Genomic DNA, 19675 nt, shown 5'->3' with positions numbered 1-19675 from the left:
GGGGGTGCGGGAGTTCAGGCGAGCCCCCCGCGGCGGATCACCTCCGCGTACCAGCGGGCGCTGGTCTTGGGCGTGCGCTGCTGGGTGTCGTAGTCGACGTGGACGATGCCGAAGCGCTTGCTGTAGCCGTACGCCCACTCGAAGTTGTCCAGGAACGACCAGAGGTAGTAGCCCCGGACGTCGGCGCCCGCCGCGACGGCGTCGGCCACCGCCCGCAGGTGCAGGTCGACGTAGCGGACCCGCTCGGGGTCGTCGACCCCGCCGTCCGGGCCGACCACGTCCTCGAAGGCGGCGCCGTTCTCGGTGACCAGCAGCGGCAGGCCGAAGTCGCGGTGCATGCCGACCAGCGAGTCGGACAGGCCGGAGGCGTCGATCGGCCAGCCCATCGCGGTGACGTCCTCGTTGGCGAGGTGGAAGACCACGTCCTCGGAGCCCGGCCAGCAGCTGAACTCGCTGTCGCCGTGGCCGTCGTTGCGGGCCGCCTCGGCGGTCTCGACCTCGCCGCCCGGCGCCGAGACGACGGTCGGGTTGTAGTAGTTGAGGCCGAGCAGGTCGATCGGCCGGCCGATCTCCGCCTCGTCGCCCGGGCGCACCAGCTCGTCCCAGTCGACGAGGTGGGCGGTGTCCGCCTTCAGGTCCGCGTCGTAGCCGCCCTTGAACATCGGGCCGGTCCAGACCCGGTTGCCGACCGCCTCGATCCGGCGGGCCGCCTCGCGGTCCCCGTCGGTGTCGGTGAGCGGGCGGACCAGGTGCAGGTTGAGCGAGACCGCGATCTTCGCCGAGGCGGGCAGCACCTCGCGCAGCGCGCCGACGGCCAGGCCGTGGCCGAGGTTGAGGTGGTGGGCGGCCTTGAGCGCGTCCGCCGGGTTGGTGCGGCCGGGGGCGTGCACGCCGGAGCCGTAGCCGAGGAAGGCGCTGCACCAGGGCTCGTTCAGGGTGGTCCACACCGGGACGCGGTCGCCGAGCGCCGCGCCGGCCAGCGCCGCGTACTCGGCGAAGCGGTACGCGGTCTCCCGGACCGGCCAGCCGCCGGCCTCCTCCAGGTCCTGCGGGAGGTCCCAGTGGTAGAGCGTGGCGACCGGGGAGATGCCGTGCTCCAGCAGGGTGTCGACCAGGGCGCGGTAGAAGTCCAGGCCGCGCTCGACGGCCGGGCCGCGGCCGGTGGGCTGGATGCGCGGCCAGGACAGCGAGAACCGGTACGAGGTGAGGCCCAGGTCGGCCATCAGCCGGACGTCCTCGCGGAAGCGGTGGTAGTGGTCCACCGCCACGTCGCCGGTGTCGCCGTTCAGCACCTTGCCGGGGGTCTTGGCGAAGACGTCCCAGATGGACGGGGTGCGTCCGTCCTCGGCGGCCGCGCCCTCGATCTGGTAGGCGGCGGTGGCCGCGCCCCAGGCGAAGCCGGGCGGGAAGGCCACCCGGGGGGCCGCCACCGATGCGTGGGCGGCTGTGGTCGGATCGGTCATGGTCATACGGGAGCGCTCCCATGGCTCGGGGGTGGACGGGGCGGTGTGCCGGGGCCGGCCGGCGGGCCGGTTCGCGGCGGATCAGCTCTTGACGGCGCCGGAGGTGATGCCGCCGACGATGTGCTTCCCCAGAACGGCGAAGATCAACAGCAGCGGCAGGGTGCCGACGAGCGCGCCGGTCATGATCACGGCCTGGTTGATGTCGTGGCCGGAGCCGCCGCCGATCGCGGAGAGCGCGACCTGCACGGTCGGGTTCTGCTGGGTGAGCACCACGAACGGCCAGAAGAAGTCGTTCCAGGACTGCACGAAGACCAGCATGCCGAGCACCGCCATCGCGGGCCGGGCGATCGGGAACACCACGTGCCAGATGATCCGCAGGCTGTTCGCGCCGTCCACCCGGGCCGCCTCGATCAGCTCGAACGGCAGCGCCTCGGAGAGGAACTGGCGCATGAAGAACACGCCGAACGCCGCCACCAGCGAGGGCAGGATCACCGACTGCAGTTGGTTGCCCCACTCCAGCTTGGTGACGATCCGGTACAGCGGGATGACGCTGAGCTGCGGCGGGATGGTCATGGTGGCGACCACCAGGGTCAGCAGCGCGTTGCGGCCGCGGAAGCGCAGCTTGGCGAAGGCGAAGCCGGCCAGCGTGGAGAACAGCACCGTGGACAGCGACACGCAGCCCGCCACGATGGTGGAGTTCAGCAGCGCCTTGCCCATGTCCGCCTGGTCCCAGGCGGTGGTGATGTTGGTCCACAGCTCGCCGCCGGGCACCATCGGCGGCGGCGACTGGGCCACCCGCTCACCGGTGTTGGAGGCGGCGACGAAGGTCCAGTACAGCGGGAACAGCGAGACCACGGCGGCGATCGCCAGCAGCACGTAGGCCACCGGCCCGGCCTTGTCGTGGTCGCCCGCCCGGCGGCGGAACAACCCGCGCGGGCGGTCCTGCTCGGCGTGCTTCGCCCCGCGGGCGGAGGGAGTGGACAGGGTGGCGGCCATGTCAGGCTCCCAGCTCGTTGCGCTTGCGGTAACGGGTGATCAGGAACTGCGCCAGGCCGATCAGCAGCAGGAGCAGCAGCATCGTCCAGGCCACCGCCGAGGCGCGGCCCAGCTGGCGGGACGGCCAGCCCAGCTCGTACAGGTAGAGGCTGAGCGTCTGGAACTGGTGCGCGGAGCCGCCGGACACGCCGACGCCGCCTCCGAACAGCATCGGCTCGCCGAACAGCTGGGTGGCGCCGATGGTGGAGACGATGATGGTGAACAGGATGGTCGGGCGGATCGACGGGACGGTGATCCGGGTGAACTGCTGCCAGCGGTTGGCCCCGTCCAGGCTGGCCGCCTCGTACAGGTCCTTCGGCACCGCCTGCATCGCGGCCAGGTAGATCAGCGCGTTGTAGCCGGTCCAGCGCCAGGTCACGATGGTGGAGATGGCGATCTGCGAGGGCCAGGTGTCGGAGTACCAGTTCGGGTGGATCCCGACCGCGCCCAGCATCCAGTTGATGAACCCGTAGTCCGGGTTGAACAGCTGGACGAACACCAGGGTCGCGGCGGCGATCGAGGTGGCGTACGGGGCGAGGATCGCGACCCGGAAGAAGCCCCGGCCGCGCATCCGGTAGTTGAGCAGGTGGGCGAGGCCGAGGGCCGTCAGCAGCTGCGGGACGGTCGAGATCACACCGATGGTGAAGGTGTTGCGCAGCGCGTTCCAGAACTGGTCGTTGGACCACAGGCGGGTGTAGTTGCCGAAGCCCCGCCACTCCATCACGTCCGGCTTGAGCAGGTCGACGTAGTGCAGCGACAGCCAGCCCGTCCAGATCAGCGGGAAGAGGCCGAAGGCGGCGAAGCAGAGGAAGAACGGGGCGATGAAGGCGTACGGGGAGGCCTTCAGGTCGAACCGGTACAGGCGGGAGCGCCAGGCGGGGCGCGCGGGCGGGGCCTCGGCGCGGACGTGGGTGGCCACTTGGGGTTTCCTTCCCGGGGGTGGCGAGGGGCGGCGGAACGGCGCCCGGCCGGGTGGGCGGACCCGGCCGGGCAGTAGGGATCGGCTACCGGCGCGTTGCCGGCCCGGATCAGTTGCTGGTCTTGTCGTCGATCAGCTTGGTGACGTTGGACCAGGCCTTGGCCGGGTCCGTGCCGTGCTCCTCGATGTCGAGGATGCCGTTGTCGGTGATGATCGTCTTCACGTTGCCGTCCTGCTCGCCGATCGGCGCCGGCTTGATGGACTGCGCGGCGGCGGCGAAGATCTGGCCGGTCGGCGCGTTGTTGAAGTACTCCTGCTTGGCGCCCTGGACGGCGGGCTGCTGCAGGCCGCCCACGGTGGAGGGCAGGTTGCCGACCTTGGTGAAGACCTTGGCCTGCTGCTCCGGCGCGGTCAGCCAGGCGACGAGGGCCGCGGCCTCCTTGGTGTGCTTGCCGGCCTTCGGGACGGTCAGGAAGGCGCCGCCCCAGTTGGAGGCGACCGGCGGGGCCGCGACGTCCCACTTGCCCTTGCCGGAGTCGCCGGAGTACTTGCTGATGATGCCGGTCATCCAGGACGGGCAGACCACGGTGGCGAACTTGGCGTTGGCGAACGCGGCGTTCCACGGGTCCTGGAACTGGCGCAGACCGGCGCTGATCTTCGCCTGCGAGGCGGAGACCGCGAGGTCCCAGGCGGTCTTCACGCCGGGGCTGGTCTTGTAGGCGAGCTTGCCGGAGGCGTCCGAGTACTGCTCGGGCTGGGCCGACAGCACGGCGTTGAACAGGCCGGAGGCGGAGTCGGTGAAGAAGGTGCCGGCCGGGGCCTTGGCCTGGTACTGCTTGCCCGCCTCGACGAACTTCGACCAGTCGCCCGCCCACAGCTTGCCGACCTCCTCGCGGTCGGTCGGCAGGCCGGCCTGCTGGAACAGGTCGCTGCGGTAGCAGATCGCCATCGGGCCGATGTCGGTGCCCAGGCCGATCAGCGAGCCGGACGGGGTGGTGGCCTGCTTCGACTTCCAGTCCAGCCAGTTGCTCGGGTTGACGCCCTCGGTCTTGCCGAGGTCCACGAACTTGTCGCCCAGGGTGTTGGTGGCCTGCGCGATGTAGCCGACCTCGACCGCCTGGATGTCGGCCAGACCGCTGCCGGAGCTCAGGTGGGTGGTCAGCGCGTCCCAGTACTTCTGGCCGTCCTGGACGGTGTCGTACTTGATGGTGATGTTCGGGTGCGCGGCCATGTACTCGTCGTACAGGCCGGCCTCCACGTAGCCGAAGGTGCCGAAGTCACCGACGTTCAGGGTGATCTTCGCGTTCGGGTCCGCCTTGTCGCCGCCCTTGTCCGAGCTCGACGAGCAGGCCGTGAGCAGCAGGGTGGAGGCGGCGAGGACCGCGGTGGCGGCGACAGCGGCTCTGCGGGGGCGGGAGGTGGTGCGCATGGGGACGAACTCCTTTGTCCGGGTGGTTGGTCCGGTGCCGGTCCGGGGCTCCGGTGGTCTTTCGGGGGCCTGCCGGTGGTCTTCCGTGGGTCGTGCCGGGCTGGAAACGAGAGCTTCGTTGGGTGTTCTTGGTGCGCTGAATCTTGGCTACAGTGTGGGAGCGCTCCCACAGCTGGCATGCCGGAAGGTTGCTGTGTCGCGGGGGTGAGTGTCAAGACGTGGTGACATAAACGTTGCCGGAGCGTTTCCGGCTTCGTTGCCACCGCCGTTGACGCCCTCGGGCTCCGCTCCGACCGCTCCCGGGCCGCCCGGATGGTCGGAAACGCCGCGGGACCGGCCACAATGAACAGTCCGTACGGGTCCGGGGCGGCCCGGCGGCTCGTCCCGCCCGCCCCGACCCGTCCGTCCCATCCGTCCGTCCCATCCGTTCCAGAGACCGAGAGGTGTAGCGATGAGCCCGACCGCACAGCGCCCCGACGCGCTCCATCCGGGCGCCGGCGGCAGAGCCACCGCGCGCCCCACCCTGGAGGAGGTGGCCGCGCTGGCAGGCGTCGGCCGCGGCACCGTCTCCCGGGTCATCAACGGCTCCCCGCGGGTCAGCGCCAAGGCCCGCGAAGCCGTCCAGGCCGCCATCGCCGAACTCGGCTACGTGCCCAACCGGGCCGCCCGCACCCTGGTCACCTCGCGCACCGACTCGATCGCGCTGGTCGTTCCCGAGGCCGAGACCAGGCTCTTCTCCGAGCCGTACTTCTCCGACATCATCAGCGGCGTCTCGGCCGAGCTCGCCGAGACCGACATGCAGCTGCTGCTGATCCTGGTCCGCAACCAGCGCGAGCGCGACCGCCTCTCGGCCTACCTGACCGCCCAGCGGGTCGACGGCGTCCTGGTCGTCTCGGTGCACCGCGACGACCCGCTGCCCGGACTGCTGGAGAGCCTGGAGATCCCCTCCGTGCTGGCCGGCCGGCGCGGCGACCTCGAACCGCTCAGCTACGTCCACGCCGACAACGCCGGCGGCGCCCGGATGGCGGTGCGCCACCTGCTCCGGCGCGGCTGCACCCGGGTCGCCACCCTCACCGGCCCGCTCGACATGGAGGTCGCCCAGGCCCGACTCGGCGGCTACCGCCGAGCCCTGGAGGAGGCCGGCCACGCCTACGACGAGGCGCTGGTCGGACTGGCCGACTTCACCGAGGAGGGCGGGCGGGTCGCGATGCGCGAACTCCTCGCCCGCAGGCCCGAGTTGGACGGCGTGTTCTGCGCCTCCGACGTGATGGCGGCCGGCGCGATGCAGGTGCTGCGGGCCGCCGGGCGGCGGATTCCCGACGACGTCGCGGTGATCGGTTTCGACGACTCGATCGTGGCCCGGCACACCGACCCGCCGATGACCAGCGTCCGCCAGCCGATCGAGGAGATGGGCCGCACCATGGCTCGGCTGCTGCTCGACGAGATCCACGAGCGGGGCCGGGCCCGGCGGCAGGTGGTACTGGCGACCGAGCTGATCGTCCGCGACTCCGCCTGACGGCGGGGGAGCGGGGCGGTTCGGCGTTCGGTTGGGCCTGCGGTTCGGTGGGCCGGCGGTTCGGCTGGGCTGGGGTTCGGCTGGGTCGGCGGTTCTGTTGGGCGGCTGGGCGGCTGGGCGGCTGGGCGGCTGGGCGGCGGGGTGGCGGGGTGGCGGGGTGGCGGTGCCGGATGGTGGGCGGGTGGTGGGCGGGTGGCGGGTCGAGGTGTTCCCGGGGTGCGGTCGGGGACCCGTCCGGCCCGGCTGGCGGGTTCACCCCCGGGCCCGGTCGCGCCCGGGGCCTCACGGTGGGTTTCCGCGGCCGGGCCGGGCCCGTCGATCGGAACCGTCGGCCGGTCCCCTCGGCGGGCCTCCGGGGTGGACGCCCGGGCCCGCCGCTCGTCGTGGCCGCCGCTCGTCGTGGCCGCCGCTCGTCGTGGCCGCTGCTCGCCGGGCCGGGTCAGGAGTTGGGGCGCAGCGTCCAGACGATCTCCAGCACGCCGGTGACGGCGCCGTCCTCGCGGGTGATCTCCACGGTGATCGGGAACTCGGGACGCTTGCCCTCGTCCAGCTCGGCGATCACCTCGGCGACCGGCCGGCCGAGCGTCGCGGTGGCGGTCACCACGCCGCGGGCGAGCTTCTTGAACGAGATCTCGCCGACCGTCGGCAGCGGCACCGCGCGCCCCAGCTGGTCGCCGAACGCCGCCAGCACGATCGCCCCGCTGGCGGACTCGGCCAGCGTGAACATCGCCCCCGCGTGCGGCCCGCCGACGTGGTTGCGGTACTCCGGCAGGTCGGGCAGCCGCAGCACGGCCCGCTCCGGGGTGGTCTCCAGGTACTCCAGCTGCAGCGTCTTCACCATCGGGACGGTGGAGGTGAGCAGCTCGCCGATCGCAGTAGTGGTCATGCCGCGATGTTACTAGTGGGTAGCTTGGTCGTCCATGGGCTGCCGCCCACTGCCCCCCGCTGTCGCCCGCCGCTGCCCGCCGGTGTCCGTCGTGGTCCGTCGTGGTCCGCTGTGGTCCGCCGGGTTTCCCGGCCGCGTTCTTCCGCGCTGCTTTCCGGTCGCGCTTCCGGTCGCGCTTCCCTCGGGCTTCCGGCGGCGTTTCCGGTCCGTCCAGGGCGGTGGTCCGTGAACGGCGGCGGAAACGGCTGCCGGGTGGGGTGCGGAAGCCGGCCCGGGGGCTTTTCCTCCATGCCGGGCCCGGGGCGACGCCGCTGGTGGACGCCGTCGTGCGGCCGGTGCGCGGGAGTTCACGGCGTGCGGTGCGGAAAAGCGGTCCGGGAAGGTGCGGGGACGACCGGTCCGGCCCGGGCGCGGGCGTCCCAACTCGCGGGCACGGCGGGCGTTCCGGGGAACGCCGAAGGCCCCGGTCGATTTCTCGACCGGGGCCTTCGTGCGCTGGGGTGAGTGACGGGACTCGAACCCGCGGCCACCTGGACCACAACCAGGTGCTCTACCAACTGAGCTACACCCACCATCTGTCAGGTGCTTTCCCGCTTCCGCGTTCTCGCTCCGACAGGAAGAACTCTACAGGATGCCGAGGGGTGCTCGCGCCAGGGTTTCCCCGACCGCCCGGACCGGACCGCTGGTCAGGTGGTGGGCACCTGGTGGCGGGCGGCGATCTCCCGGGCGGTGTCGGTGTCCGGGCCGGGCGGCGGGACGAACACCGCCTCGCGGTAGTACCGGAGCTCGGCGATCGACTCGCGGATGTCGGCCAGCGCGCGGTGGCTGCCGCCCTTCCGCGGGCTGTTGTAGTAGGCGCGCGGGTACCACCGGCGGGCCAGCTCCTTGATCGAGGAGACGTCCACGATCCGGTAGTGCAGGTGCCCCTCCAGCTCGGGCATGTCCCGGGACAGGAAACCGCGGTCGGTGGCCACCGAGTTCCCGCACAGCGGGGTCTTGCCGGCCTCCGGCACGTGCTCGCGGACGTACGCCAGCACCCGCTCCTGCGCCTCGGCCATGGTCAGGCCGTCCGCAAGCTCGTCGAGCAGGCCCGAGGCGGTGTGCATCTGCCGCACCACCTCGGGCATGGTCTCCAGCGCCTCGGCGGGCGGCCGGATGATCACATCCACGCCTTCGCCGAGCACGTTCAGCTCGGAGTCGGTCACCAGGGCGGCGACCTCGATCAGGGCGTCCCGATCGAGGTCGAGGCCGGTCATCTCACAGTCGATCCATACCAGACGGTCATTCACGCACTCACCCTACGGCGCGATCGCGCGCCCCCGACACCGCACGCGCGCCGTCCGGGCCGAACTCCGCCGTGCCGCGCGCTCCGCGCTCCGGCTCGGCCTCGGGGCGGTGCGCCCCCCGCCGGTCTCGGGCGCTCGGCTGCTTGCCGTCCGCGTCCTCCGCGATGGCGTGCTCCACCGGACGGTCCGGACGCTCGGCCGGACCCGACCCGCGCCCGCCCGGGTACGCCGCGCTCGGCCGCACCGGCTGCCCCGGCGAGGGCTGCGCGTGCGCGCGGGCGGCGGCCCTGGTGGGCCCCGGGTGGCGCCCCACCCGGGTACGGGCCCCGTGCTGCCCCGGCTGGCCGTGCTGACCGCCCGGCGCGGCCGGACCGGCGGCCCGGCCCGCGTACCGGGATCGCCCGGACGCTCCGGCCCGGGCCGACCGAAGGCGCCCGGCGGCGGACCGGCCTGCGGCGGCACCAGCGGACGCGGACGCTGCCGCCCCGCCGCGACCCCGCCGGGCCCGTTCGCCCCGCCGAGCGCCCCGGCACCGCCCGGCACCTGCTGACCGTGGCTCACCGGCCCGTGGGCGGCCGCCCCGTGGCTCACCGCCCCGTGGGACGGCACCTGCGGGTGCCCGAGCTGGCCCGCGCCGCGTTCGACCGGGACGCCGTTCGGCGACTGCGCCACCGGACCGCCCACCGCCGGACGCCTGGCCCGGAAGGTGGTCCGGTAGGCGGCCGGGGAGACCCCCAGCTGCCGCCGGAAGTGCCCGCGCAGCGCCACCGGCGAGCGGAAGCCGCAGCGGCGGGCGACGTCGTCCACCGACAGGTCCGAGGTCTCCAGCAACCGCTGCGCCTGCAGCACCCGCTGGGTGATCAGCCACTGCAGCGGCGCGCTGCCGGTCAGCGTGCGGAACCGGCGGTCGAAGGTGCGCCGCGACATGTAGGCGCGGGCCGCCAGCACCTCCACGTCGAACTGCTGGTTGAGGTTCTCCAGCGCCCAGGTGACCACCTCGGCCAGCGGGTCGTTGCCGATCTCTTCCGGTAAAGACTGATCGATGTACTGGGCCTGGCCTCCGCCGCTGCGGCGGTTCGGCACCACCAGCCGGCGGGCCAGCGCGTTGGCGGCCTCGGCGCCGTGGTCGCTGCGGACCACGTGCAGGCACAGGTCGATCCCGGCCGCGGTGCCCGCGGAGGTGAGCACGTCGCCGTCGTCCACGAACAGCTCGCGCGGGTCGACGTGCACCCGCGGGTAGCGCTTGGCCAGCGTCGGCGCGTACATCCAGTGGGTGGTCGCCGGACGGCCGTCCAGCAGCCCGGCGGCGGCCAGGACGAAGGCGCCGGTGCACAGGCCGATGATCCGGGCGCCCTCGTGGTGGGCCTTGCGCAGCGCGGCGATCGCCTCGACCGGCGGCGGCTGCGAGATCGAGCGCCAGGCCGGCACCACGATGGTGCCCGCCCGGGACAGCGCCTCCAACCCGTACGGGGCGGTCAGCGTCAGCCCGCCGGTGGTGGTCAGCGGGCCCTCCTCGCCCGCGCACACCAGCAGCCGGTAGCGGGGGACCCCGGCGTCCTGCCGGTCCACGCCGAACACCGACAGCGGGATCGAGCTCTCGAAGATCGGGGCCCCGCTGAACAGCAGCACCGCCACCGTCTCGCGCCGCCGCCGCCCCGCCAGCTTGCGCGGGGAGGACATCGCGCCCGGGCCGGTGGCGGCGGAGAGCACGTCCGTCGCCGCGCCCGCGCCCCCGTGCGCGCCCGTGCCCGTGGTGAGGCTGCCGTGGCCGGAGACCGTCGTCGACGGGGCCTGGGCCGACGGGTACTGACCGCCCGTCACCGCGCCGGGCCCGCCCTGGAGCTGACCGCCGCCCGGGCCGCCGATCGGACCGCTGTTCGGGCCGCCGCCCGGTGAACCGGACGCGGCGCCACCGAATTTGCCGAGTCTCGCCGTGCCACCGGGATAGGACGACGGCTGGCGGCCGCTTTCAGGACCCGCGTCGCTCCTGCTCACCCTGCTCAAGGCGCTCCAGCCCCCTCGGTGGTGTGGTGGTCTCGGCTGCCGCTCTGCGAGCCAAGATCGAATCTACTTGGTGGACCGTTGCCGTTGTGACAAGTTCACCATCCGACGCTATGTCGACATGGCAATTTGGCGTGAAGCATTCGATCACGAAGCGTGGCACCCGTCGACCCCGCTGTGAAGGGGGCGCGAAGAAGCGTGGCCGGTTGTCGCACGACCTGCCGGTGATTCGCCCGTCGACGGTGCACCCACCGTCCGCTTTGTGCTGCGGATTTGCCCGAACGGCAGGGCAGCGGTGCAAGTTGGCCGAAAACATACGGTTCGAATCGGGGGCGTGAAACCGCCTTCCACGCGCCACAGCGCACACCTGAGCCATGATCCCCACGCCCCGTCAGCCCCCCGGCTCAACCCGAACCGGCCACTCCTGAACGCCTCTCACCTCACAATCCGTCACTTCGAACTCGCTGTTCCACTTCCACCACACCAGCACCAGCCGCCCCACCGCCCCCGACTGCCCCGCCGGTCCGCCCGCGCCCCGGCCAGCCCGCCCCACCGATCCGGCCGCCCGCACATTCGTCCGAATCCGATCGCTCGCCCACGACCGCCGTACCGGGCCGGGAACCTGGGCCCTGGAACCTCGGACGGGGTGGTAGTCGGGGGTGGTGGCCGGGGGTGGGGGTGTGGGTGGGCGTACGGGTCCGGATCGGAGCGCACCCGCGTCGGACGCCACCCAGGCAGGCAGGTACAGGGGCGCCAGCCCGGTTCCCGCCGGGCCGCCGCGGTCGACATCAGGCCCTCCCATGGGTCGAAGGCCGCGACGGCCGAACCCGACGGGTGCACCAGGCGGTTGAGCCGGGGCGGGTTCCCCGCGGTCGGCGGGGTGCCGTCCGCGACGTTGACGGCTCGCCCGAAGACGCCCGGGGCCTGGGTCCCGTCCGCGTGGTGCACCACGTGGCAGGTAGGCGCTGTTCGGCGGGCGGCCAACGCGCTGCCCAGCTCGGCGGTTGCTCCAGGTGCGTGCGGGTCGCCCTCGCCGTAGACCGGTGCCGGCCGCGCCACCATGAGCGGTCAGCCGACTCGCGCAGGGCCGTCCCCACCTACGCCTCGGATGCCGCGCGCACCCCCGCGCCGGGTGCGCCGTCGGCGCGTCCTCCTCCACGGCGGGACGGCCCGGCCCTCGGCCCTGCACCAGGCTCGTGCTCACCCGGACGGACCGTGACACCCCCGGCCGCCTCCCGTTCCGGCGCGACCGCCGCATCCCGGTTCACCGCCCCCAACGCCGGGCCCGGGTTCGCCTCCTCGCCCAGGTCGCCTACCGCCGCCCCCACCCCCGCTCCGCGTCCCACCCCCGCTCCGCGTCCCACACCAGCACCGCCCCGGTCCGGCCCACCCTGCCGGCACGCCACACCACGCCTCTCGCCGCCGCCGGGTGGCCCGCTCGCGTCCGTCGAACCGCGGCCACCCTGCCGAACTCGCTGTCGGGCCCGGCCGTCGGGCCGATCGTTCCGGCCCCGGAGGCCACCCTGGGAGCGGCAGGGGCGGGCAGAGACCTCCTGGGCCAGGGACCGTCCGATCCCTGAGCGACGCCGAGCCGCTTCGGCCATCCGGCACTTGCCGTTCTCCGCACCCGCGCCCGCGCCCGCGCCCGCCTCGCCCCGACCCCCGCCGACCTCGGCCCGGCCCTGGCAGCCGCCGCCGCACCCCCGGGTTGCGCCGCGAGGAGGTTGCCCACCCGGCCGGACTCTCCGTCGACTCCTACGCGCGCCCCTGGCCCGCACCCTGTGGCCGACCGAGGATGAACGCGAGCACCTCTGTTACCCGGCTGCCCACCGACCTCCGCGCCACCGCAGCCTTTGGGGCCACGTCCACCCCGGACACCTGCTGATCTCCGACCTCGGCGACGTCTCCGCAGTGCCGCCCGCTGCCCGCTGCTTCGCCTCGCGCTGGTTCACCGCCCCCGAGACCCGGGCCCGCTTCCCGGCCGAGCAGCATGGCGGCCTCGTCCGCGCCCACATCGTCCGCCCCGACGACCCGCGCATCGCCGAGCTCCTCCGGCAACTCCACGCCGCCGGAAACGAGTTCGAAGCCCACTGCGGCCGGTGCGAGGTCTCCGCGCGCCGCGCCGGGTAGAAGACCGTTCCGCCCCGCCGGGCGGCGAGACCGCAGGCCCGCCTCGACCTCCTGTACATCTGCGGCGTGGCGCCGGATCCCACCGTTCAGCGACTTCCTCTCCATGGGCGCGGAATCCGACGGCCCGTTCTTTCGGCGCGGTGCAGTGCGGTGCAGTGCGGTGCGGTGTAGTGCAGTGCGGCGCGGCAGGACGCGAGGTGGGGCGGTGGGTCAGCCCGCAGCCGCCGAGGTGGTCGGCGCGGTCGACACGGTCGAGGCGTCGCCCCAGCGGGCCTGGGCGGTGGCGACCGCTACCGGGGCGGGCTCCAGCGGGGTGAGCGGGACGGCCTTCGTCAGGGGCGTGGTCAGCGAGGCCGCCGGGGCGAGCGGCTGGACGGCGGGCTGGGCGAGCGGGGTACCAGGAGTGATCGGGGTGATCGGGGTGATCGGGGCCTTCGGCATGGCCGGTGCGTTGGGCGCGTTCGGGGAGACCCGGGCGGTCGCCGGGGCCAACCGGGAGGCCGGGATGGCCAGGTGCGCGTGCGGACGCTGGGGGCGACCGGCCGCAGCGGCGGCGAACCCCCGTCCGGCGGTGGGGCGTTCGGCCGCGGTGAGGATCACCTGCACGGCCTCCGGCAGGCTCGGCGCGCTGATCGTCGGACGGTAGGCCCGCTCGGCCCACGGCCGCCCGTGGTGCAGCCAGGCGCTGCGCAGCCCCGTCGCCGCCGCCCCCGCGATGTCGGCCGGACCGTAGTCGCCGACCATCCAGGTCTGGGCCTTCCAGTCCCCGGCCGGCCGGAACCCGCACCGCCGCGCGGCGATCTCGAAGATCAGCGGGTCCGGCTTCAGGCAGTGCGCCTCCTCCGAGATGACCCAGCCGTCCACCAGCGAGGCGACCCCGGTCAGCCGGATCTTCTCCAGTTGGGGGAGCGTCCCGCCGTTGCTGACGATCCCCAGCGTCCACCCCGCCTCGCGTGCCTTCCGGAGCGCTGCGACATGCGAATCCGGGCACTGGATACGCGAGTTGATGCCATGCCGGTAGTGGGCGAGCATCGACTCGACCGAGCGGTCGAAGCCGTAGCGGCGCTTCGCCGCACCCAGTACCGTGCTGCGCGGCACGTAGCCGCTGCCGTCGAGCATGACCAGCCAGTCGAGGTCCCCGGCGGGCAGGTCGTTCTCGGCGAGGAAGTCCTCCGCCCACGCCCGGAACGCGGCGTCCCTGGGCAGCAGGGTGTTGTCGAGGTCGAGCAGGAGCAGCGGCATGCCGAGCATGCTGCCAGCGGCCGCCTCGTATGCACCTGGCAATTGCCAAAGGCGGGGGGAATTTCCGCGAATTGGCCGAATCCGGTTGGTACGCACGCAACCTGGACCATGATCCGAAAAGGGACCGGCCCCGGCCGGGATTCCGGCCCGACCGCCCGGTGGGACGCGCTGCGGGGACGGTGCACGGGTGGTGTGCGAGCGGCCCCGACCCGGTCCGGGCCCGGTGCCGGACGGGCGTTGGTGGTCGGGTGGTGGCGGTCGGGCAACTGCCGTGCGCCGCCTACGGACAGGGGCGATGACAGTCCGGTCACGTTGTGTCGGCGCACTGTTGCGCACATCGCGTGTCGTCGGTCAAGCTCCTGGGAACCTGTCGTGCGCGGGGGGCGTACGTCTCGGCGTGTGTTTCCCCCACACGCGGGAAACCCGATCGCCCGAGGGCGCCGCCGCTGGGCGGGGCCCGTTCCGAGCCGTACTCTGAAAGGCACAGGTCGCCAACGGTGGTAGTCGTTCCCGGACGCATCCCCACCGCCGCCGCTCCTGTCACCGGGGCCGGACGGTCCGCCGCCGCGTCCCCCTGCGTAGGCCCGCTTCAGTCGAAGAGTTTTGAGCCATGGCCGGTCATGAGCCTTCCGCTTCTGCCCACGGAAGCCCGTACGACGGCAGGTCCGCCGCCGAGAGCCTCGGCGCCCCGCCGCTCGCCGATCCACCGCGCCGCCCAGACGCCCGGCGCCCCAATGCCCGGCGCCCTGGCGTCCGGCTGCGGCCGGGCCCGGGCCGTGAACCGGGCCGTGAACCGGGCCGCCGCCCGGAGTGCGGCACCCCTGAGCGTGACACCCCCGGGAACGACACCCCCGGGACGGCGGCGGACGCCGCCGTCGGACCTCGACCCGGTACTGCGGAGGACGCGATGACCGACCGATCCCGTCCCACCGTCGGCCGCCGCGACGGTGAGGGCGAACCCCAGCTCCAGGAGCACGGCTCGCGCGCCTGCGACCCGCAGTTCCAGCACGGCGTGGTGGTCGGCTTCGACGGCTCGCTCTCCAGTGAGCGCGCCCTGGCCTACGCCGTCGGCATGGCCCGCCGCTCCCGCTGCGGCCTGGTGATCGTCCACGTCGCCAACCGGCTCCCCGCCACCGTCTGGGCCGGCTGCGAACCGCCCGTCTTCGTCGACCTCCCGGACCAGCGCACCGAGATCCTCGGCCTCGAACTGGCCTGCGCCGACTTCCTCTCCGGCGTCCCCTGGATCCTGGTCGAGCGCGGCGGTGACATCTGCCACGAGATCGAGGAGGTCGGCCGGGAGTACGCCGCGGACGCGATCGTGGTCGGCAGCACCCACGGCCTGCTGGGCAAGATCTTCGGCTCGGTCTCCGGCCGCCTCGCTCGCCGCGCCAACCGCCCGGTGATCGTCATCCCCTGACCCGGATCCTGACCCTGACTCTGACCCTGGCCTTACTGCGGCGACCTGGCCTTATCGGCCGATCGAGTCGTTCCCGACCACTCCGGTGCGCCGTACCGGTGATCGGCCGATTGCCTGATCGACCATGCCAAGGTGACCAATCGTCATATCGACGTACTGACCGCCGGGCGGCACGTCGCAGCGGCCGCACCCCGTCGCTGCCCCCTACCCGTCGCGCTCGGGGTCGCGCTGCTGGCTCCCGCCGTCCTCGGCGCCTGGACATCGGGGCCGGGCACCACGCGGGGCGGCGAGGTGCGCAACGAACTGCGGCTGAGCGTCAGCACCAACACCAGCACCGACCCCGCGGTGCGGCTCCGCGCGGGGGAGTCGGCCACGCGCACGTACCACCTGAGCAACCACGCCGAGTACCCGCTCGACGGTGTGCTGCTGACTGATCCTCAGCTACCCGGCGGGCAGCTCTCCTGCGGCCCGGACCGCAGCATCCCGCCGGGCGGGACCATCGACTGCACCGCCACCCTCACCGTCGCTCCCGGCCCGCAGTCGGTCCGGGTCTCCGCGGTCGCCGACGCACCGAACCACCTGCCGCAGTCGCACGCCGACGCACCCACCGGCTACCTGGGCGTCACCGCAGGCATCCGGCTCACCCGGGTGGGCACGCCCGCCGGCACGGGCCTGTCCCGCCGGTCCGCTCCTCGGACGTCCCCGACCGCCGCTCCTGCCCCTGCCCCTGCTCCTGCCCCTGCCGAGCCCGCCGGGGCGCCTGGACCCTCCGGAATCGCAACCACAGCCGCAACCACAGCCACAGCCCCAGTCTCGTTCGGTCCCGGTCCCGCTCCCGCAGCCGCGTTCACCGTGGACGCGCTCGCTCGACCGGCGACCCGGGCAGTGGCCGATACGGGCGGGACCGTTGAACTCCATTACCGACTGGAGGCGTTCGGCGATGTCCCGATCACCGCCGCCTCGATCACCGAAGGGCTGCCCGGCCTGGGCACGGTGAACTGCGCGGGCCCCGACGGCGGGCACACCCTCGCCCCCGGACAGGCCGTCGACTGCCGGGCGACCGGTACTGCCCGCCCGGGGCGCCAGACCGGCAGCGCCCGTGCGGACGGCTTGGCGGACGACGCGACCGTCGGCCCGGACGGCAGCCGCCAGGGCCCCCGCCGGGTCTCCGCAGAGGCCGACGGCGCCTACGACGGCCTGCAGCCGATCCCGCCTGCCCCGCAGCCGACCGAACCCGCGCCCGCCGGAGCAGGCGCCGCCCCGGTGACGGGTGCCGGTTCCACCTCCGGCACGGCCCCCGGTTCCGGGCCGGGAGCGAACCAGGGGCCGGGCAGCGCCGTGGGCGCCGGTGCTGGCCCAGGAGCTGCCGACCCGGGAGTTGCCGACCCGGGAGTTGCCGGTGCGGGAGTTGCCGGTGCGGTGGGCGCCGGCGGTATCGGCGGCGCCGGGGGTGTGGGCGGTACCGGAGGCGTGGGCGCGGCCCCAGGAACCTCGGAGGACGCCGTCCCGCCAGGGCTGTTCCCGGTCTCCGTCCCGGCCGGTTCCCGACCTGCCGCCGCCGCTCCCGGACAGCAGCCCGGCAACGCGGCACAGGCACAGCCCGCAGCACAGCCCGGCAACGCGGCACAGGCGCAGCCCGCAGCAGAGGCCGCAGCCCTGGCGGGACAGCTGCTCGTCCCGTTCCTCCCCGGGCAGGCGCCCGCGCTGCTCCCGGGCGGAACCGCCTTCGCCCGCCCGGCCTCGCCCTTCGCCGCTCCCGGGCCGATCGGAGCGGCAACTCCGTTCGCCGGGAACCCCGTTGGTGCCGCAGCGGGCAATCAGGGCACGGCAAGGCCCGCGTCCGGACCGGCGTCCGGGTCCTCGCCCGGTTCGGGCCGCTCGCCCGACCAAGGGGTGAGCCCTGCCGCAGGCTCGCAGCAGCCGGGGGCCACGACCGGTCGTTCTGCGGGCACCCAGACAGCGGACCAGTACGCGGCGGAGGACTGGCCCCCCGGCGAGGAGGACAACCCATGGGACAGCACCGAAGTGATGATGCTCCTGCTGGCGATCCTCCTGCCGGTGCTGTGCGTGCTGGCGGCGGCGTTCACCGTCCGGAACCGGGGACGGCGTTGACGACGACGGTGCCGAACACAACGGTGACAATGCCGACGGTGATAACACCGACGGCGGCAGCGGGGCGAGGCGTGCCCCGCCAGGGGCCTGGCGCGGGGGTCGTTGACAGCGCAACTGTTGTCGAGTCAAGGAACGAGTCGGAGCGTGCTCCAGTGACCGGCGGCGCGGGCATGGTCGGGCCGCGATGCTGACCGTCGCCCTCGCCGCCCTGTCGGGCGCGGCGCTGGCGCTGGTGATCGGCTTGCTGCTGGGACGCACCAAACGAGCGCGCGAAGGGTCGACGACGCCGCAGGCGATGTCCTTCGCCGGGGCGGCGATCCTCGGCTTCTTCGCGCTCTTCCTGGGGTTCAGCATCGCCGGCACCTGGCAGCAGCTGAACGCGGCGCGTCAGCACACCTATGAGGAGTCGCGGGCCCTCACGGAGGCCTACTGGACCGCAGGGGGCCTGCCCAGCGCCGACCGGCCCGTGGTGCGGAACAGGCTGCGGGCCTACACCAGGGTGGTGATCGACGACGAGTGGTCCACCATGCAGCACGACACCGGGAGTCAGGCCGCCTGGCGGGCGGTCGACCAGGTGCGGGCCGCCGTCGACCAGGCCGCGGCGCACAGCCAGACCGAGGCGAGTGCTCGGACCGATGTGCTGCGGAGCCTGTCCGAGGTCAACGCCAAGCGGAACGCGCGGCTGGGTGATCTCCGTGCGTCGGTGCCCGTCCTGGCGATCGGCGGCCTGCTGGTGGGGGCGGTGTTCGTGCTGGCCACCCCCTCGGTGATCGGGCTGACCTCCAACCCGCGGAACCTGGTGCTGATGTGTTTCGTGGGCGCCTCCGTGGCGTTCGGGGTGAGTATGGTGACGGTGATGAGCGGTCCGTTCTCCGGCGCGGTGCGCGTCCAACCGACGGCGTTCGAGCTGGCGTTGGAGCGCTACGACCAGATCGACAGCGACGCCGGGGTGTCGGCCCCGCCCCCGTTCCGGTCCTGACCGGTGTGGTTCAGGAGGTCATGCCGAGCTCCCGGGCGATGAGCATCCGCTGGACCTCCGAGGTGCCCTCGCCGATCTCCAGGATCTTGCAGTCGCGCCAGAACCGGGCGACCGGGTACTCGTTCATGAAGCCGTAGCCGCCGTGGATCTGGGTCGCCTCCCGGGCGTTGTCGACCGCTGCCTCGGAGGCGTACAGCTTGGCGATGGCTGCCTCCTTCTTGAAGGGCTCGGAGTGCAGCAGCCGGGAGGCGGCGTCCCGCCAGGCCAGGCGGGAGGTGTGTGCGCGCGTCTCCATGTCGGCGAGCTTGAACTGGATGACCTGGTTGGCGCCGATCGGCCGGCCGAAGGCGCGGCGCGTGCCGGCGTACGCGAGGGACTGGTCGACGCACCCCTGGGCCAGGCCGGTGGCCAGGGCCGCGATGGCGATGCGGCCCTCGTCGAGGATGCGCAGGAACTGGGCGTAACCGCGGCCTCGGCGTCCGAGCAGGTTGGCCGCGGGCACTCGACAGTCGGTGAAGGACAGTTCGCGGGTGTCCGAGGCGTTCCACCCGACCTTCGAGTACTTCTTCGACACCTGGAACCCGGGAGTCCCAGTGGGAACGATGATGGACGAGATTTCCCTGGTGGGCGAGGGATTTGCCGATCCATCACTCGAATGTGTGATCGGTTCGGTCAGTGCGGTGACGGTCACCAGCCCGGTGACCTCGGTGCCGGAGTTGGTGATGAAGCACTTGCTGCCGTTGATCACCCACTCGTCGGTGGCCTCGTCGTAGCGCGCGGTGGTCCGGGTCGCCCCGGCGTCCGTGCCGCCCTCGGGCTCGGTCAGGCCGAAGGCGCCGAGCACCTCGCCGGAGGTGAGCTTCGGCAGCCACTCGCGCTTCTGCTCCTCGGTGCCGAACAGGTGGATGGGCATCGCGCCGAGCGAGACCGCGGCCTCCAGGGTGATCGCCACCGAGGAGTCGACCCGGGCCAGCTCCTCCAGGGCCAGGCAGAGCGCGAAGTAGTCGCCGCCCATGCCGCCGTACTCCTCCGGGAAGGGCAGCCCGAACAGGCCCATCCGCCCCATCTCCCGGACGATTTCGTACGGGAATTCGTTCTGTTCGTAGTATTCGCCGATCTTCGGCGCAACCACGTCGTTGGCGAACTCCGCGACGGTGCGGCGGAGTTCCTCGTACTCACTGCTCAGGCGGTGGTCGAGCACGGCTGATCCTCCCGGGATCGCGGCCTGGTGGGCCTGGTGGGGTGGGGAGTCGGAGGGTG

Annotated in this window: 12 protein-coding genes, 1 tRNA gene and 2 pseudogenes; 5 read left to right on the top strand and 10 right to left on the bottom strand. The window is 73.2% G+C overall.

Annotated features, from left to right (window positions below; translation table 11 throughout):
* Positions 1 to 14: 14 nt before the first annotated feature.
* The 4 genes from HUT16_RS11685 to HUT16_RS11670 all read right to left on the bottom strand — a co-directional run bounded on the left by HUT16_RS11685 (position 15) and on the right by HUT16_RS11670 (position 4846).
* On the bottom strand, positions 15 to 1463 hold the full coding sequence (locus HUT16_RS11685; RefSeq protein ID WP_176187995.1) for a glycoside hydrolase family 1 protein: 1449 nt from the start codon (positions 1461 to 1463) through the stop codon (positions 15 to 17).
* An 81-nt stretch (positions 1464 to 1544) separates the two neighbouring features.
* Positions 1545 to 2459 carry a carbohydrate ABC transporter permease gene (locus HUT16_RS11680; RefSeq protein ID WP_176187993.1) on the bottom strand — a complete coding sequence of 305 codons (915 nt, stop codon included), beginning with the start codon at positions 2457 to 2459 and terminating at the stop codon, positions 1545 to 1547.
* A 1-nt stretch (position 2460) separates the two neighbouring features.
* Positions 2461 to 3417, bottom strand: a complete 957-nt coding sequence (locus HUT16_RS11675) for a carbohydrate ABC transporter permease (protein WP_176187991.1) — start codon at positions 3415 to 3417, stop codon at positions 2461 to 2463.
* 109 nt (positions 3418 to 3526) lie between these two features.
* Positions 3527 to 4846, bottom strand: a complete 1320-nt coding sequence (locus tag HUT16_RS11670; protein WP_176187989.1) for an ABC transporter substrate-binding protein — start codon at positions 4844 to 4846, stop codon at positions 3527 to 3529.
* 451 nt (positions 4847 to 5297) lie between these two features.
* On the opposite strand from HUT16_RS11670, the gene HUT16_RS11665 reads away from it, so the two are divergent.
* Complete coding sequence (locus HUT16_RS11665) at positions 5298 to 6362, top strand: LacI family DNA-binding transcriptional regulator (RefSeq protein WP_176187987.1); 1065 nt, start codon at positions 5298 to 5300, stop codon at positions 6360 to 6362.
* Between the two features lie 439 nt (positions 6363 to 6801).
* Here the strand turns inward: HUT16_RS11665 and HUT16_RS11660 are convergent, their stop codons facing one another.
* The 4 genes and pseudogenes from HUT16_RS11660 to HUT16_RS11645 all read right to left on the bottom strand — a co-directional run.
* Positions 6802 to 7248, bottom strand: a complete 447-nt coding sequence (locus tag HUT16_RS11660; RefSeq protein WP_030462090.1) for a DUF4442 domain-containing protein — start codon at positions 7246 to 7248, stop codon at positions 6802 to 6804.
* 496 nt (positions 7249 to 7744) lie between these two features.
* Positions 7745 to 7820, bottom strand: a tRNA-His gene (locus HUT16_RS11655).
* A gap of 114 nt (positions 7821 to 7934) precedes the next feature.
* Positions 7935 to 8537 (bottom strand): oligoribonuclease, encoded by a 603-nt coding sequence (gene orn, locus HUT16_RS11650; protein WP_176187985.1) that lies wholly within the window; start codon positions 8535 to 8537, stop codon positions 7935 to 7937.
* A 684-nt stretch (positions 8538 to 9221) separates the two neighbouring features.
* Positions 9222 to 10214, bottom strand: a pseudogene (locus tag HUT16_RS11645) (helix-turn-helix domain-containing protein); the annotation flags it as partial.
* Between the two features lie 2232 nt (positions 10215 to 12446).
* Between HUT16_RS11645 and HUT16_RS11640 the strand changes: the two are divergent.
* Positions 12447 to 12665: a hypothetical protein gene (locus HUT16_RS11640; RefSeq protein ID WP_176187983.1), complete on the top strand. Its 219-nt coding sequence runs from the start codon at positions 12447 to 12449 to the stop codon at positions 12663 to 12665.
* Between the two features lie 210 nt (positions 12666 to 12875).
* On the opposite strand, the gene HUT16_RS38100 is transcribed toward HUT16_RS11640, so the two are convergent.
* The gene (locus HUT16_RS38100) at positions 12876 to 13907 is read right to left on the bottom strand and encodes an HAD family hydrolase (RefSeq protein WP_254897763.1); all 1032 of its coding nucleotides are present in this window, start codon (positions 13905 to 13907) and stop codon (positions 12876 to 12878) included.
* Between the two features lie 985 nt (positions 13908 to 14892).
* On the opposite strand from HUT16_RS38100, the pseudogene HUT16_RS11630 reads away from it, so the two are divergent.
* The 3 genes and pseudogenes from HUT16_RS11630 to HUT16_RS11620 form a co-directional block, all read left to right on the top strand.
* A pseudogene (locus tag HUT16_RS11630) lies at positions 14893 to 15324 on the top strand (universal stress protein); the annotation flags it as partial.
* Between the two features lie 1893 nt (positions 15325 to 17217).
* Positions 17218 to 17436 (top strand): hypothetical protein, encoded by a 219-nt coding sequence (locus tag HUT16_RS11625; RefSeq protein ID WP_176187981.1) that lies wholly within the window; start codon positions 17218 to 17220, stop codon positions 17434 to 17436.
* A gap of 184 nt (positions 17437 to 17620) precedes the next feature.
* Positions 17621 to 18415 (top strand): DUF4239 domain-containing protein, encoded by a 795-nt coding sequence (locus tag HUT16_RS11620; RefSeq protein WP_176187979.1) that lies wholly within the window; start codon positions 17621 to 17623, stop codon positions 18413 to 18415.
* Between the two features lie 10 nt (positions 18416 to 18425).
* On the opposite strand, the gene HUT16_RS11615 is transcribed toward HUT16_RS11620, so the two are convergent.
* Complete coding sequence (locus HUT16_RS11615; protein WP_176187977.1) at positions 18426 to 19616, bottom strand: acyl-CoA dehydrogenase family protein; 1191 nt, start codon at positions 19614 to 19616, stop codon at positions 18426 to 18428.
* Positions 19617 to 19675 lie beyond the last annotated feature (59 nt).

Source organism: Kitasatospora sp. NA04385 (assembly GCF_013364235.1).
GTDB lineage: Bacteria > Actinomycetota > Actinomycetes > Streptomycetales > Streptomycetaceae > Kitasatospora.
The sequence above is the reverse complement of the archived record's forward strand: the minus strand, read 5'-3'. Positions and strand labels throughout refer to the sequence as shown.